Annotated in this window: 14 protein-coding genes and 2 pseudogenes; 12 read left to right on the top strand and 4 right to left on the bottom strand. The window is 39.3% G+C overall.

Annotated features, from left to right (window positions below; all coding sequences use genetic code 11):
- Window positions 1-44: 44 nt before the first annotated feature.
- Both L3V33_RS14105 and L3V33_RS14100 read right to left on the bottom strand, forming a co-directional pair.
- Window positions 45-785: a lipoprotein gene (locus L3V33_RS14105; protein WP_237290661.1), complete on the bottom strand. Its 741-nt coding sequence runs from the start codon at window positions 783-785 to the stop codon at window positions 45-47.
- Window positions 786-1,053: 268 nt separating this feature from the next.
- The gene (locus L3V33_RS14100; RefSeq protein WP_237290660.1) at window positions 1,054-1,245 is read right to left on the bottom strand and encodes a hypothetical protein; all 192 of its coding nucleotides are present in this window, start codon (window positions 1,243-1,245) and stop codon (window positions 1,054-1,056) included.
- Between the two features lie 527 nt (window positions 1,246-1,772).
- On the opposite strand from L3V33_RS14100, the gene L3V33_RS14095 reads away from it, so the two are divergent.
- The 8 genes and pseudogenes from L3V33_RS14095 (at window position 1,773) to L3V33_RS14060 (ending at window position 7,340) form a co-directional block, all read left to right on the top strand.
- Window positions 1,773-2,198, top strand: a complete 426-nt coding sequence (locus L3V33_RS14095) for a hypothetical protein (protein WP_237290659.1) — start codon at window positions 1,773-1,775, stop codon at window positions 2,196-2,198.
- A 236-nt stretch (window positions 2,199-2,434) separates the two neighbouring features.
- Window positions 2,435-3,247, top strand: a complete 813-nt coding sequence (locus L3V33_RS14090; protein ID WP_237290658.1) for a hypothetical protein — start codon at window positions 2,435-2,437, stop codon at window positions 3,245-3,247.
- 126 nt (window positions 3,248-3,373) lie between these two features.
- Window positions 3,374-3,622 carry a TIGR03643 family protein gene (locus L3V33_RS14085; RefSeq protein ID WP_114633264.1) on the top strand — a complete coding sequence of 83 codons (249 nt, stop codon included), beginning with the start codon at window positions 3,374-3,376 and terminating at the stop codon, window positions 3,620-3,622.
- A 57-nt stretch (window positions 3,623-3,679) separates the two neighbouring features.
- Complete coding sequence (locus L3V33_RS14080; protein ID WP_054546616.1) at window positions 3,680-4,075, top strand: DUF3465 domain-containing protein; 396 nt, start codon at window positions 3,680-3,682, stop codon at window positions 4,073-4,075.
- Between the two features lie 50 nt (window positions 4,076-4,125).
- On the top strand, window positions 4,126-4,674 hold the full coding sequence (locus tag L3V33_RS14075) for a GNAT family protein (RefSeq protein ID WP_237290657.1): 549 nt from the start codon (window positions 4,126-4,128) through the stop codon (window positions 4,672-4,674).
- A complete protein-coding gene (locus tag L3V33_RS14070) occupies window positions 4,664-5,197 on the top strand; it encodes a GNAT family N-acetyltransferase (RefSeq protein WP_237290697.1) in 534 nt (177 codons plus the stop codon). The genes L3V33_RS14075 and L3V33_RS14070 overlap by 11 nt, the downstream gene beginning before the upstream one ends.
- A gap of 670 nt (window positions 5,198-5,867) precedes the next feature.
- Complete coding sequence (locus L3V33_RS14065; RefSeq protein ID WP_010434910.1) at window positions 5,868-6,077, top strand: hypothetical protein; 210 nt, start codon at window positions 5,868-5,870, stop codon at window positions 6,075-6,077.
- Window positions 6,078-7,340: pseudogene (locus L3V33_RS14060) on the top strand (integrase).
- A 96-nt stretch (window positions 7,341-7,436) separates the two neighbouring features.
- On the opposite strand, the pseudogene L3V33_RS14055 reads toward L3V33_RS14060, so the two are convergent.
- A pseudogene (locus tag L3V33_RS14055) lies at window positions 7,437-8,396 on the bottom strand (nuclease-related domain-containing protein).
- A 427-nt stretch (window positions 8,397-8,823) separates the two neighbouring features.
- A complete protein-coding gene (locus L3V33_RS14050) occupies window positions 8,824-9,798 on the bottom strand; it encodes an integron integrase (RefSeq protein WP_237290656.1) in 975 nt (324 codons plus the stop codon).
- 255 nt (window positions 9,799-10,053) lie between these two features.
- Between L3V33_RS14050 and L3V33_RS14045 the strand changes: the two genes are divergently transcribed.
- From L3V33_RS14045 to L3V33_RS14030, 4 genes are all read left to right on the top strand, one after another.
- The gene (locus L3V33_RS14045) at window positions 10,054-11,169 is read left to right on the top strand and encodes a hypothetical protein (protein ID WP_237290655.1); all 1,116 of its coding nucleotides are present in this window, start codon (window positions 10,054-10,056) and stop codon (window positions 11,167-11,169) included.
- 536 nt (window positions 11,170-11,705) lie between these two features.
- Complete coding sequence (locus tag L3V33_RS14040; RefSeq protein ID WP_237290654.1) at window positions 11,706-12,338, top strand: AbiV family abortive infection protein; 633 nt, start codon at window positions 11,706-11,708, stop codon at window positions 12,336-12,338.
- Window positions 12,339-12,452: 114 nt separating this feature from the next.
- Window positions 12,453-13,022 carry a hypothetical protein gene (locus L3V33_RS14035; protein WP_237290653.1) on the top strand — a complete coding sequence of 190 codons (570 nt, stop codon included), beginning with the start codon at window positions 12,453-12,455 and terminating at the stop codon, window positions 13,020-13,022.
- 738 nt (window positions 13,023-13,760) lie between these two features.
- Window positions 13,761-14,195, top strand: a complete 435-nt coding sequence (locus L3V33_RS14030) for a hypothetical protein (protein WP_237290652.1) — start codon at window positions 13,761-13,763, stop codon at window positions 14,193-14,195.
- The last annotated feature ends 46 nt before the right edge of the window (window positions 14,196-14,241 follow it).

Below are 14,241 nucleotides of genomic sequence, written 5' to 3'. Positions count from 1 at the left end.
ACACTTATTGCGAAGGGGGATTTATTGCGATGGATAGACTAACGTTAATAGTGGTCAGGGAATGTCGGACTAAAAACAGGGTGGAGCGCTCTTAGCTCATCTTGGCTAAGGTAGCCACGTTGAGTCTTGATGACTTCTCCATTTTCTCGGTATACAGCCATTGCGCTTGAGTAGGTGCCTGTTTCTAACCAAGAGATCTTGAATTCAGCACAATAAGCGTCGATACAATTTCGTGGGTTTTGAGTGGCCCAACTGCCAAATCCAGTCTTCCAACCTAATAGTGTAGAGCCTTCACTTACGATTTTATCGTCATCTATATAATGAAAACTTGATGAAGAGTGTTCAATTTCGATTTCGGTATTTCCAATTAAATCACTGTAAAATACGTAAGTAGGCCATAAGTCAGCGTTGTTATGAGAAAGAGTGAAGGTCACTTTAGCTGAGCCTTCTAATAATTGCGTTTCACGCTCTATAGTAAATGTGATTCTTTCTTGTACCTCTGCAAGGTTGCAGGTCCAAAGTTGACATGCATTATACATTTCGTCATAAGTTGTGCCCCAACGTTGGGCTGCTTCAATGATTAAAGGATCTTTTGAAGGATTGAAGTCAGTATCCTCATCAGGGTCTGTTTGATCACCTGTTGAACCATCACCGTCCCCAGGTGGCAATATTGGGGTGCCCGGATTATGAGGCGCTGTACCACCGGTCGAATCTGAACTATCTGAACTGTTGCATCCGGTAAGCAATACTGCGATTAAGGCGACAAATAAGGCTGATTTTTTCATTCTGAATTTACTCTCTACTTTAGAAAAAAGTATCCTAACTATGTGACAAGCTTTATTTTTCAATGATGGCTTATCGATAACTTTCCGTTTATAGAGGCATAGTATTTGTGATGTGGGTAACTGACTAACTAGTGGTTCGAATATCAATAATAAGTATTGCTTATCATTAGAGGAGGAGGTTAATCGCGGAGTATTTACTGCTCGATTTAATAAGTAAACGGTGAGTCATATTGTTATAGCTCACCATTTAAGTAATTGAATCTAATATCTAGTTTTTTACTACCGAGATTGACTCAACGTTTGAAGACGCATCAAAACGAACATTGACCAACACACTCTCTCGTTCGAAAGTCACATCATCAAAGTCAGTAGCCGCGATCTTGAATCCATTTCTTGCGAATAAACTCGTCACTGTTGTTCGTTGTTTCTGTTCCATAGCGCATGTCAGTAGTTCATTCATCGTGATCTTCATTAGGTAACCGTGTGCATAACGTAAGCGTACAGTCTCTTTGCTATGAGATCAATTGCTTAATCGATAAGCTATGTTGATATGTTCAATTGAATGATTTTGGTATTCAAAAAATCAATGATCAAGAGGGAGGGTGGTTGTTCTGATTATGGAAGATGGAGCGTTATGTGACCGTGGTTCAGCATTCCTAGAGCGTGAGATTCATTGCAAAAATCTCTTTGAAATAAGTAGTTACAAAGCAGGGTGAACCATGCCCGCCGTTTAGTATGTTCGGTCGATTATCGGAATCACTATCGGCCTATATCTAACTTAACTAAAGTACACCGATTTATGATGAGTAGATTCCTTAATGAGCCTTCTTTATATTGAAATTTAAAATGTAAGATGGTGTTGTTATAAGTGTTATTAATTGCATAAGCTTGATTTTAATATTAGTTTGATTTATAAAATAAGCACTCGTTCATTAACTTCATGATTATATTAGTTTTTACTAACCTTTAATAACATGGAGAAAGGAGATGAAAAAGAATCAAACACGCAACAGGTTAGCGAATTTAGTGCGACTTCGTAGGTCATACAAAGCATCAGATTTTCTGGTGAGCTCTAACGAACTCCGAGTGAAGAAAGATGTGTATAGCTTACGTAAAATCAAACAGTTAGAAATTCGTCAATTGGGTCTTAAAGAAAACGCAATCAATATTGTTTCGTTGGCTTTAGTTCTCTCGGCTGCGACTTGGGCATTTGTTCCTCAGTTCGGTTTATCGATGCTTGCACTGACCTTTATCTTGGCGTTTGTTACATGGCGAAGATATGAATTGCGTGCAGAGTTTAAAGGAGCCGATGAAACTGGCGACCATTGGGTTTCCGTGGCACGCGGTTGTACTCGCGAAGAGTTCAAAGTGTTGAAAAACGTTGAATTGGCTTTGCGCGATCAGGTGTCTTAATACTTTAGATTTCTTCGTATTTGGGCCTTGTTAGTGCCAGGGTCTTATAACCGTTGAACTCCCATAATCAATAAAGCTCGTCATTGCATGGCGAGCTTTTTGTTTTCTGAAAAACACAGATAGTGCAGGTTACTTTGAGAGGCCAATGCTTATATGTGTAATGGTGACTGATATGAATCTTAAGTCACGGCATTTGTGATGCTCTTTGTGGTTTTGAATATAGGGAGAGGGTGGAAATGAATACACGAGTCAGTGAGAGTTCTTTTAAAAGGCTCATCCAGTTAGTTGGTTGTGTTTTGATTATAGTGTTGAGCAATAGTCGACTCTCCAATGCTCAAAGCATCGAGTTTCCTACTTGTGCGAAGAGTGAGGTTTTGAATACAGAGATCCATCTTTATGTTGATGAATCTGTATTAGCCGAATATTCCAAAGCATTTGTTGCCTCTAAAATAGCGACATGGGAAAGCTATTCGAATCTGGTATTGAAGAACTCCTGCATCCCTATGACGAGAAAAGTTACCAAGGTGACTTATACGCCAGAAATCGACAGCCTTTGGTTTCAAGATTTGGGCGCAGCAGAGAGGCTACTCAAATTATCGATGGAAGAGCCAATTAAAGAAATCACAGAAGACGGCCGTCCTGTTTTTTCAGGGGTTGTGTTTTCTAATTATCATTCTGCGTTCGAGTCTCGATATTGTGGTGTCGCATCTCAGGTATCTCGTTTTTTCTCTTTGGCGATAAATTGCCCAGACTCGACAATGGAACATGAAATTGGTCACTTGAGTGGCGCTAACCACGACTATAAAAAGGTGTTAAAAGATCACGAGAGTATCGATCATTTTATCGCTGGCAGGTATCCGAAAGCTCCTGCATATTCATTCGGTGCTACTTGTTCAGAGAGAGGCACGGTAATGTCTTATGAGCGTGATATTATTCCTGTCTACTCTAGCCCTGAAATTAGAGTGAACGGACAGCAATGCGGAGATAACGCACATCACAATAATGCGAGAGTGCTTAGGGGGTTCGCACAAGCTTATTTAACCCCATGATTGCCTCGCTGCTAGCCTGCTGTTTTATCGAACGTTATAACGCGTTCAATTCAAAGTGTTTGTCCTGTGATCTTTAAATTTAGAACGAGCGTATTTCTCCCAGTTTATTAAGGAAGAGTATGCACGATGTTATCTAAAGAGAACGAATCAAGAATTATTGAAATGGCGTGGGAAGACCGAACACCGTTTGAAGCAATAGAGCACCAATTTGGTTTAAATGAATCACAAGTGATTCGTTTTATGCGTAGCCATCTCAAGCTTGGCAGTTTTAAGCTGTGGCGTTCACGTGTTTCTGGGCGCTCAACCAAACACGTAAAGTTGCGCAGTTCGGGCGTTTCGAGAGGTTATTGTCCAACTCAGTACAAGCATCGTTAAAGAGGGGATGCCCAGTCAGTATCCCAAATCAACATACAGATATGGGAAATGAAAGGAATGAAACAATTTTGCGCTCTACTTTTGGTGCTGCTTAGCTTCGGTATCAGTCATGTTCAAGCGAATGATACGCGACTTAAGCAAGCTTACGAAAATCACCAAAGCGACGTTCAGGTGCGCGGCTCGGGTACGGTGTATCGAGTACTTCCTGATGATAATAAAGGATCTCGACATCAGAAATTCATTTTGCGACTCGATAGCGGACAAACCTTGTTAGTCGCACATAATATTGACTTAGCGCCTCGTGTTCAGGGACTGGCAAAGGGCGATCGAATTGAATTTTATGGTGAATATGAGTGGAACAAGAAAGGTGGCGTAATGCACTGGACACACAAAGACCCTCGTAATCATCATACTCATGGTTGGTTAAAGCATAACGGGAAAGTATACGAGTAAACACCTTCGAGACTTTTCCCTTCAAGGCTATAAGATAAAAAGGAACTTTGATGTTTAAGCTGGAAACTGACAGGTTGATTCTTCGAGATATGAGTCTCGAAGACGAGTGTGCGTTTGTTGCGATGTCTCAAGACGTGAAGTATCAGCGTTTCTATGACGAAAGTGATTGTGAACCTAACAAATATCGAGAGCTAACTCAGTTGTTTGTTGCGCAGGCTTTGGAAGTTCCGCGCCGGTCTTTTCAATTAGTGGTTGAAAGCAAAGACTCGGGGAAGTTTATTGGAACCGTTTGTTTGCGCCTTGAGGGCGAGCGACAAGCTTCGATGGGCTGTGCTTTCTCAAGGGAAATTCAGGGGAAAGGACTTTCTATAGAAGCATCTGAAGCCCTCGCTGATTTTGGTTTCTCAGAGTTAGGCATACACCGTATCTACGCCGAAACCATCAGCAAGAACTTGGCTGCGATTAAATTATGTAAGTCACTAGGAATGAAACAAGAAGCGTGTTTTAAAGATCATCGATTCTTCAAAGGTCAATGGTGGGATACAGTTGTGTTGGCGGTTCTACGTTCTGATTGGGAAAGGCTTGGTGATGGAAAGTGAAAGGCTCAAATTAACCCCTCCATCATTAAAATACAGCGAAGAGATGTTTGAGGTGATAAATGAGTGTAAGGCCGAGTTTTCCCCATTCTTGCCTTGGGTTTCTGATTCTCTAACTAAAGAGCAGCTAGAACTTAACATTCAAGATGCTACCAATAATTTCGCCAACTTTACTGGCGAGTTCTGGTTCAATATTATTGAAAAGCAAACAGGGGCATTTATCGGGGCTATTGGCTTTATGATCAGAGACGATACTGTCCCTTACTTTGAAATCGGCTACTGGTTGCAAACATCAAAAACGGGTTTAGGCTACGTGAGTGAAGCCGTCCGAATTATTGAAGAGTATGCATTCATTCAAAAAGGTGCGAAACGAGTCGAAATAAGAATGGCAGGATCTAATCTAAAAAGTAAGGCCGTGGCGAAGCGATGTAGCTACCAACAAGAGGCGTGTTTCGCTAATGATCGACGTTTGCCATCAGGAGATCCGGACAGCACTCTCGTTTACGCCAAAATAAGCCAGTCTTAAATGTGTGCTGTTGATTCTTAATGTGTGACACTTTTATTGAGAGAAACCGTAAATTCCCAAGTACTCTGAAAGACCAACATTTAGCGCTTAGTTATCTGGCTCATCGTCTACAGTGACGTCACCATTCATTGAGTTGTAGTTAATGGAAACTCCCGGTACGACTCGATAATGATAGATACATTGATCGGTTTGAATGTATTCAGCGATGTAGTCTGTATCTGTAGGCGAGTTAAAGCTAGAAACACTTGGTGGATCAAGGAGTAGAGCGGGTAGGTATGTTTAGTTCGTATTCGAACACATATTTACGACGTTTTTGAGGGCTCAAAAACGGTGAAACCCCGATGTTGGTAGTAATCTTAGCTGTATGGTATTGATTTATATGCATTTCATGTATTTAGAATTGGTGGTTAAGCTCTAATTGGCCTAAAAAACGGTTAAAAAGGCCAATGAAATAGTCAAATAAAATCAATAGATTAGCAACTTGGTACTACTGTATTAGTCCACCCTAAAGTGGGCTTGAAATCGATTCGTTGAATCGTTTTACGCTTCGGGAATCCTTTTCGTTAATTGCTGCGCAAATAGAATGTCACTGAAAAAATCGGGCATAGTTTTTCTACCAGTAGATGAAAAATCTTAATTTTCATGTAGTGAGAAAGGTAAGGAGAACGACATGGCGACGCGTAAAATCAGACCTAGACAATTTATTGATGAGTTTTACCCTGATTCAGGGATATGCAATACCACCATCATAAACTGGATTAAACATGGCAAGCTCGAGGGCACTAGAACGCCAACGGGCCGATATTTAGTCTGTGTTGACGACGAGATAGGGAACCCTGCAGACAGGGTGAGTGAACTTCTAAGATTCTTGGAGTCATAAATGGTTGGTAGAGCTAGAAGCAAAGAAACGGCTCATTACCCTCCATTCTTGGTGAAAATGAGCCATAGGGGGCAATCTCGATTTCGGTTTACGACCGTGGATGGTGTGAAGAAGCTATTTCCTATCGGGACTGTAGAGCAAGAAGCGATACAAGCTGCGCATGTTTACAACTTGCAATATCGTCCTGAGTTAGGAAGCGCGTTTTCCCTTTCTGAGATGACCCCATTTCGCAAAGCTGTCTCCAAAGGCCGTAAGGACAAATTTAATAGGCCTTTAAAAGAGTGGCTTCCATTAGTGTTGTCTCGTGTGAAGAAAGAAGAACGGCTTTCCAAAGACGTTTATCGAAATTTGGAGAGGGACTGTTACCGCCTTGATGAGTTTATGGGGCGGTTGCCAACCAAATCGATCAAGTTACAGCACATCAATGAGTTCCTTTCGAAATACTATTCAGAGTTAAGTAATCGTCAGCTCAACAATAAGATCAGTAACCTTAAAACGGTATTTTCCTACCTTGCCGATGAAAGCGCTATTGAGAGTAATTTTGTTCTCAATAAAAAATAGCGTCGATTAACCAGAGAGGATTACACCAAAGCTCGCCACGACCTAGATATCGAAAACTACCAAAAGGTCTACGATGCAGCGCCACTGTTTCTTAAGGTCGCAATGAGCCTAACTCTTGAGACGACTCATGCTGTGAGGGAGATATATAGGCTTCGTTATCGGATATACAAACCACGGGAAGGCGTGTGTGGGATTCTTTGGAACCCTGATAAAGAGGTGGAGTATGTTGATGGGCATGCTGTGTATGGAATGCTTTATGTTCACCGAGAGAAGGTGAAAAAGTCCGATGCTTCCACGGTGGCCATTCCTGTCACCCAGACGATTAAAGACATTGTCGACCTTTCTAAAACATCGAGATTGATTTGTCCTTATATCGTTCACCGTAAACCCAAACAGCAGCAACGTGGCATTTCAAAAGAGACGGACCATCTTTACCAAGTGCATCACCACAATATAAGTAAAGAGTTCAGTAAGGTTCGAGACTCTTTAGGGCTTTATAGTCACCTAAAGAAATCGTTCAGGCCGACCTATCATGAAATTCGAGGACTAGCTGCCCGAATGATTGAACAGCAAGGGCAGAGTGCTACCGAACGAATGGCGCACGCGAACGCTAAAACGACAAAAATCTATACAGGCACAAGTGACATTGTTTGGCACCAAGTACCACCTGTTGAGGTTATGCCGAAAAGTGGCCTGAAGTGATTTGTGTTAGTTGTTTAGTTTTGGAGGAATTCGGAATCCGAATTTGAATCCGCATCGCTTTAAATTGCGTTGTAATTCGGATTCCGAATTATTAGATTAAGGAAATACGACTTGAGTCCCTTCACCACAAGAGCATGCAATGGAGTATGTGTTCTTTTTCTTACTGACTTTAGCTGAATTAGATTGGCAAGAATGGCAACTAATACGCATTGCAGTATTCACCTTACATTGTGGGCAGTAGACGTAATACCCATACTTTCCATACCTCGGCTCGGTCTGCGGGCTTTGACACTTCTTACAATTAAAACCATGCCTTATTTGTGGAACTTTGGCCTCTTCAATTGTTTCTTGAGCTGGAACCAAGTCTACCTTTTCAGTTTCGCTCAATTCTGCGATATGTACTTTGTGAACCGGAGAAGACGTAGGCACATGTTGTTCGTTTAAAAAGTGAACTAGGCGGTACAGTTCATCACGATTAAACGTAGGATTCGGATTTAGTATTGAACCTACGCGGTGCTTTTTGATGAGACTCTTAACGCAGCTACCAATAGACTCGGCTTTAATGAGCTTCTTCGATATATCTTTAGGGATAGAAGTTCGATCGATTAGAGCGTCATTGGACGCGGCACAGAGTTGATCCCAACAGCGACCACCAAAGTACGCCTGTACAAACGCAATTCGGTCTAGCAACGACTTAGCGTTGTCATTTAAAAGTGCTTTCAATAGTTTGGTTTGCAACTTAGCTTGTTCGATAGGCGAAGGCATTCCTGTCCATTTCCCTCTTACGGTTCGACTCCATTCGAGTTGATTGTTGACCTTAACCTCACCACGAATCTATTTTGACTCAATAATGATAAATCCTTTGTTATAAAGGACTAAGTGATCGATCTGAGCAGTTTCATTTTTAAACTGTATGCGTAGGTCATTGATAATGAAAACGTCATTTGCATCTCCAAACTCTCTGCGTAAGTAAAACGCGACATCTTGCTCTACTTTTGCGCCAGCTTTCTGTTGAAGACTGTTGTTGATTTTTGAATCTCTATCCTTAGTAATCATTCTTTATTCCTGCTTTTTTATAAAAGCAGTTTACAATGCAGTCTTGTTCATATTGATGGTGTGTATGTTTTTGAGACATATGTTCTTTTTCGAACACTGTTATTGATGAAAATTGTGAAATATCTCTTTTCGAAAGCTCAAAGTCGAGAGTAGGAAACCTGCAACCCACTGTTTAATAATGTGTTTGTTAGGTATCAAGTTATTGAGTGTGGTAAGGCGTTGTGAGCGCCATGAAAGTTGTAAATAGGTAATGGTGGCGCAACAATAAGAGGTGATACGCAGCCATTGCTGCAGAGAAAAACACACACATAAATTGTTATTGAGCTTTTGGAGTGACTAGAGGCCTCAGCCCTAAGAGCAGGTGATAGTGCCCTGTTTCGTGATTATGAAGTCATTTCAGAATTCGGAATCCGAATTTCATTTATCGTTATTTCGCGAATATTCTTGATAGTGGGCTAACAACGCCATTGGCGCCTCTATCAATGATGTGAGTATAGATTTGCGTTGTCTTCAAATCGGTGTGCCCAAGTTGTTCTTGAACGGTTCTGATATCAGCTCCGCTTTGAAGAAGGTGCGTAGCGAATGAGTGCCTTAAAGTATGACACGAGATGTTTTTCTCAATGTTGGCTTTTTGGCCTGCTACCTTAATGTGTTTTTGAAGCGCTGTTGGGTGAATATGGTGTCTACGTAGCTCGCCTGTTTGTAAATCTGGCGACAAACGACCGGAAGGAAAGAGGAATTGCCAATTTAGGCTCCTTTCTGCGCTTGGGTATTTTCTAGCGAGAGCTTCAGGTATGTATACACCAGAAAAAACTGTGTCATTCATGTCTTGATGATAGTAACTCGCGGATTTCTGTTGCTGTTGTTTGATAGCGGGGAAAAGCTCTGGAGCTATTGTCACTATGCGGTTTTTACCTCCTTTCCCTTGCCATACTCGTACAGATTTATATGCATAATCGATATCTTGTATGCGTAAACGTAGACACTCCATTAAACGCAACCCTGATCCATACATTAATTGATAAGGTAATTTGTAGTTAGGTGAACAGTGATTGAATAGCCTTCCAATCTCTTCTGGAGTCATGACTGTTGGCAATTTTCTTGATTTATCTGAGCGCCGAAACTGCATATCAAGTTCTATGGGTTCTTGAATAATTTCTTTGTATAAAAAGACTAATGCATTGAGAGCTAGACTTTGCGTTTTCCTCGCTGACTTTTTGTTAACAACTAGGTGCGTTAGGAAATCCTCTACATGCCTGGAAGTTAAGCCCTTTGGGTGCTTTTTATCATGATAAAGAATGTATTGGTGAATCCAATAAATGTACGCCTCCGTTGTACGAAGGGCATAGTGCCGTCCAAGCATATATTCTTGTATATACGATAGAAATGGTGATTTTTTCATTAAACTTTAACTGGTTATGCATACATGAGTTTCAGTTTGGCACATCAATTCATGCTATGTAGAAAAATTCTGTATTTTGGGATGTAGGAAGGGAGCTGTAGTGCTTAAGTTACTGTTAGTTTTCATAAAAACGGGGTATCGTTTACGTCATTGAGATACTAGACAGAATAATTCTGTATTTAAGTGCAGAATTATTCTGTCTAATATAGCTGTTAGGCATCTATATGTCATTGATACACGGGGAATGTTAAATAAATGAGTGTTATTTCATCTTTCAATAGTTTAGATAAAAGGTTTGCTTGGTCTTTCCTTGGATTTATGTTGGCCGCTGTTTTTGGGAGCATTACGATCTACACTGAATTCTTTCGTGTCGATACACCTTCTATCGTTGTAGAAGTAATAAGCGATGCTAACGTTTTAGATGTAAAAGAAGATATTAATGAGCTAAAAGTTTTTTATGGTGACGTTGATATAAAAAGTCTAAACCAAACTTTATCAGTATTATTTCTAAGAGTTAGAAATAATGGTGGAGCACCTATCCTTAACGGTTATTATGATAATAATTATCCATTTAATATAACCTTGTCCGAAGGAAAGTTCCTCAAAGTCGAGCTACTTAACGCAACAAATGACTATCTTAAATCAGCGGCTCTATCTGAAATAAAAAAAGATAAAAGTATTTCTTTGCCAGAGGTTATTTTAGAGCCAGAAGAAAGCTACACAATAAAAATATTAGCTCTACATAGTGCAAGTTCTAATATTGAAATTGATGTTATAGGTAAAATTGCTGGTATTAAAAAAATACAGTTAGCGCCTTTAAACGCTGAAAAAACAAAATTGTCATTTTGGAATTCTGTTTTTTATGGTGATTGGTCTATTCAACTAGCTCGTTTACCAATATATTTTTTCGGTTTTATATTAAGCTTATTCGTTGTCATTTTTCCGATTGCTTTTGCATCCGACACAATAACAAAAAGAAAAAGGAAAAAAGTTGTCATGCAATACAAAGATTATAGCGAGAGCGAACCTATTAAATTTCAAGATATTATTTTTGACACTTATATCAGTGACGGTTTATCACCTTTAGCAGAAGCCAAAGAAATGTTAACCGATAAAGATAGTTGGCAAAAAACCTTCAAACGAGGCTCATCTCGTTCAATGGAAAATGATGAAAACTCATTTAATTCAGCCGAAATGAATGTTATTGAGAAAGCTGAAAGAAGCTCTCCATATTCAATGTTTCAATCAGAAAAGTTAATCAAACAGATTGGTGCATTAACAAAGTCTGATGAAGATGAAATAATTTTAGATGTAAGTGCAGAACTTGCTCTAAGTAAATTTATAGATTTTGTCGTTATCAAAGAAAGTTAAATGCCTAACAAGTTGCTTAAACGGAATAAAAACAGTTGGTTATCGCTACGCGATTTTAACCAACCATTTTTATCCGCTTAGCAAGGCGTTAGGTTTACTTGAGAATCCGCAATTTTGATGGTTGTTTTAGCCGTTTAACTGATGAGGGATTTCTCCATCGCTTTAAACTGAAGCTTTGATTGGAAAAATGGATAACTGAGATTGATATTTTAATTTCTGCATTGAATCACAAGTTACGTCTAAATCAATTTTATGTTGTGGCTTAGTTCATCGTTTAACTTTAAAATTCATAGTATTAGCTAGTAACTCATTAACTGATTTGTTCAGTTTTTATAGCAAATTCGTCAGTCAGCGGGTTACTTAAATTAACAATAAATTAAAGGTTTACGCCCGCTATTGTGGGTTTAAACCTAACAAGTCATTTAAACGGAACAAAAACAGTTGGCCATCGCTTCGCGATAATAGCCAACCATTTTTGTCCGCTTAATGAGGCGTTAAGTTGCAGTTTTTACTTATGAGCTTTCCTGGAGCCCAAATTGCCAAAATCTAGAATTAACAACGTCAAATCGGCTGAATTAATTAATGGTGCCTGTAGAACATTGAGAAATGGACAGCTTCTTTGTGAAGAAGCTGAACTGTTACATAACAATAAGATGTTTGCGCGTTCTTATGCTTTATCTCATCTAGCAAGAGAAGAAATAGCAAAAAGCATGATAATTTATGATGTAATTATAAAAGTAAAAGGAAAGAAGAAAGTTAACTGGAAAGACTTTGATAGAAAGTTTCGATGTCATAAAGCAAAAATAATCAATGATAATGGACTTACTCTTTTAATTGCCAAAACAATCAAAGACAATAGTATTAAGTTGAATTTTAGTGCTTTATTTAACAGCGGAAGTATTGAGTTTAGTAATAAGAGAAAGAATCAGAGTTTGTATGTAGATTGGGAGGATGGGAAGTTTGTTTCTCCAGACGACAAAATTTCAGAAAGCCTTTCCAAAAGAAATTTGGAAATAGCGTTTTATAAAGCTGTATTTGTAACTGATATTATTCTGTCTCTAGAATCGTTAGATAAGCTCTCAGCTGACGAAATTAAAGGTATCTTTCCTTTGGATAACGTTGAAGAAGAAAGAGAAAAATTCATAAGAAACCTGAAGCTAGCAACTTAACAAGCGCTTTAAACGGAACAAAAACAGTTGGCTACGTTTCGCTCCGCTACACATTATAGCCAACAATTTTTGTCCGCTTAAGCGGGCGTTAGGCTACAGAAGTAAGGTTTTAATATGCTTAAATTTTTAAAAAAAGTACTCGGTAAAAGAGTTGCGGATGGTAAATGTAGTGAAGCGCCAATTCGCTTGATTAAACTGCCAAGTATTGATGCTCTGTTCTTCAAGCACTTTACAGAGTCAAAATACTTTAAGAGTGATTCATACGATAAAGTGGTAAAGCATTTTAAACATGAGATCGATCTAAATAAGTCCGGAAAAAAACTTACAGCCTCAGAGAAAAAAGAGCTAGGGCTAAATGCACGCTTATCAATTACTTCAGAACTGGTATCTGTGTTGTCTTCTAGTGGACTTAAACTTCCAGACCCGAAAAATGCCCTTAACCAAGTTTATTATCGTGCTTCATTTGAGGCTAGTCGAATCGAAGGCTTTAATAAAATGCTTGATATTGGTATTAGTACTGCAACATACAACTCAAGTAATGGTGATAAAGATTGCTTGTGGTGTAAAACTAACGATGGTATGAAATTTACAATATCTGAAGCTCTAAATAATGAAGTTAATGAAAATTGTAGTTGTGACTGGAATAGGGGCTTCTTTAGTGGAGATTTTAACTTCGACAAGTAGCCTAACAAGGCATTTAAGACAGATTCGCAACACTCGGCGTTTTCAATTCAAGTTGAGTTTCGTGATTACGGTGTAATGGTTTAGTAAGGTGGTAGTGTTGCTCACTACTTAATGCGGCGTTAGTTTACAAGAGTTGAAAAAGGGTTTTTATTCCGAGAGCTTGTCCGGTGATTGTGATTTGCACCTGTTGGTTTGCTAATCTCACGAACTTTCCGGTGGCACTATAAGGGAAGCGTTCGCGGTTGGGTTGTTACTTACTGGATCTAACTTTTTCGTGATAGTTCTTTGGCGCGGCTTCTTTTTCTTGGTGGCTATAGTGCTCATAAAATGGTTTGTCGCACTTGGTTGTCAGGTTAGTCGAACGAATCCTTTGTCAGTTTGAGGGCTTCAATTTTGGTTGTTTAGCGTATGTCGCTTCATAGCCAAGTTCGTTTTGTTAGTTGGGTTTGAGTTTCGCAGTTTTCAGTTTTACATTGGTGTTCAAAGCCAGTAGTTTTGTAACCAATTCAGCACCTTGTTGCTAAACTTTGGCTGCATCATGTAGGTAACCTAACAAGGCATTTAAGACAGATTCGCAACACTCGGCGTTTTCAATTCAAGTTGAGTTTTGTGTTTACGGTGCAATGGTTTAGTAAGGTGGTAGTGTTGCTCACTACTTAATGCGGCGTTATGTTTGTGCGCAGTTAGACGGAATATATAGTTATAGTTGTGGTAACATACTGAGTTTAAAGTGTTTTAATGGCCATATTGAAAATGACATCTATTAAAGAAAAATTTGAAAATCATCCAGTTATATTTGGAGGCTTTTTACTTATTGTTGGCTTTAGCGCTGGCTATAAGGTTTACCCAGAATTACATCCGATAAGTGAGCAGGAAAAGCTAGAGCCTATCGTGAAAGTCGAAAAAGTTCGTGAATATATTGGTTGTGAAGTTGTTGGCTTCGAAACTTTGGAGAAGAATCATCATAATAGACTTAGTCTATTACAGACGCAATTGATGCAACTAGAATTGGATGCGGCAGACAAGAATAACTATGTCTATAGTAATGGATATCGAGATGCCGCTAAGCGAGTAAGAGACGATATAACTGTTCAAATACAAGACTATGAAAAGTCTCTTTCTATGCTTAGGGCTGTTTGCTCAAAAGTTGACTCTTCAGAAAAACAAACATAACAAACAATTTAAGAGTGATTCCCCACGCTTGGCATTTTTGGTTTGG

The sequence above is a fragment of the Vibrio sp. A2-1 genome (assembly GCF_021728355.1).
Taxonomy (GTDB): Bacteria; Pseudomonadota; Gammaproteobacteria; order Enterobacterales; family Vibrionaceae; genus Vibrio; species Vibrio splendidus_K.
This window is presented reverse-complemented; position numbering and strand designations above follow the sequence as displayed.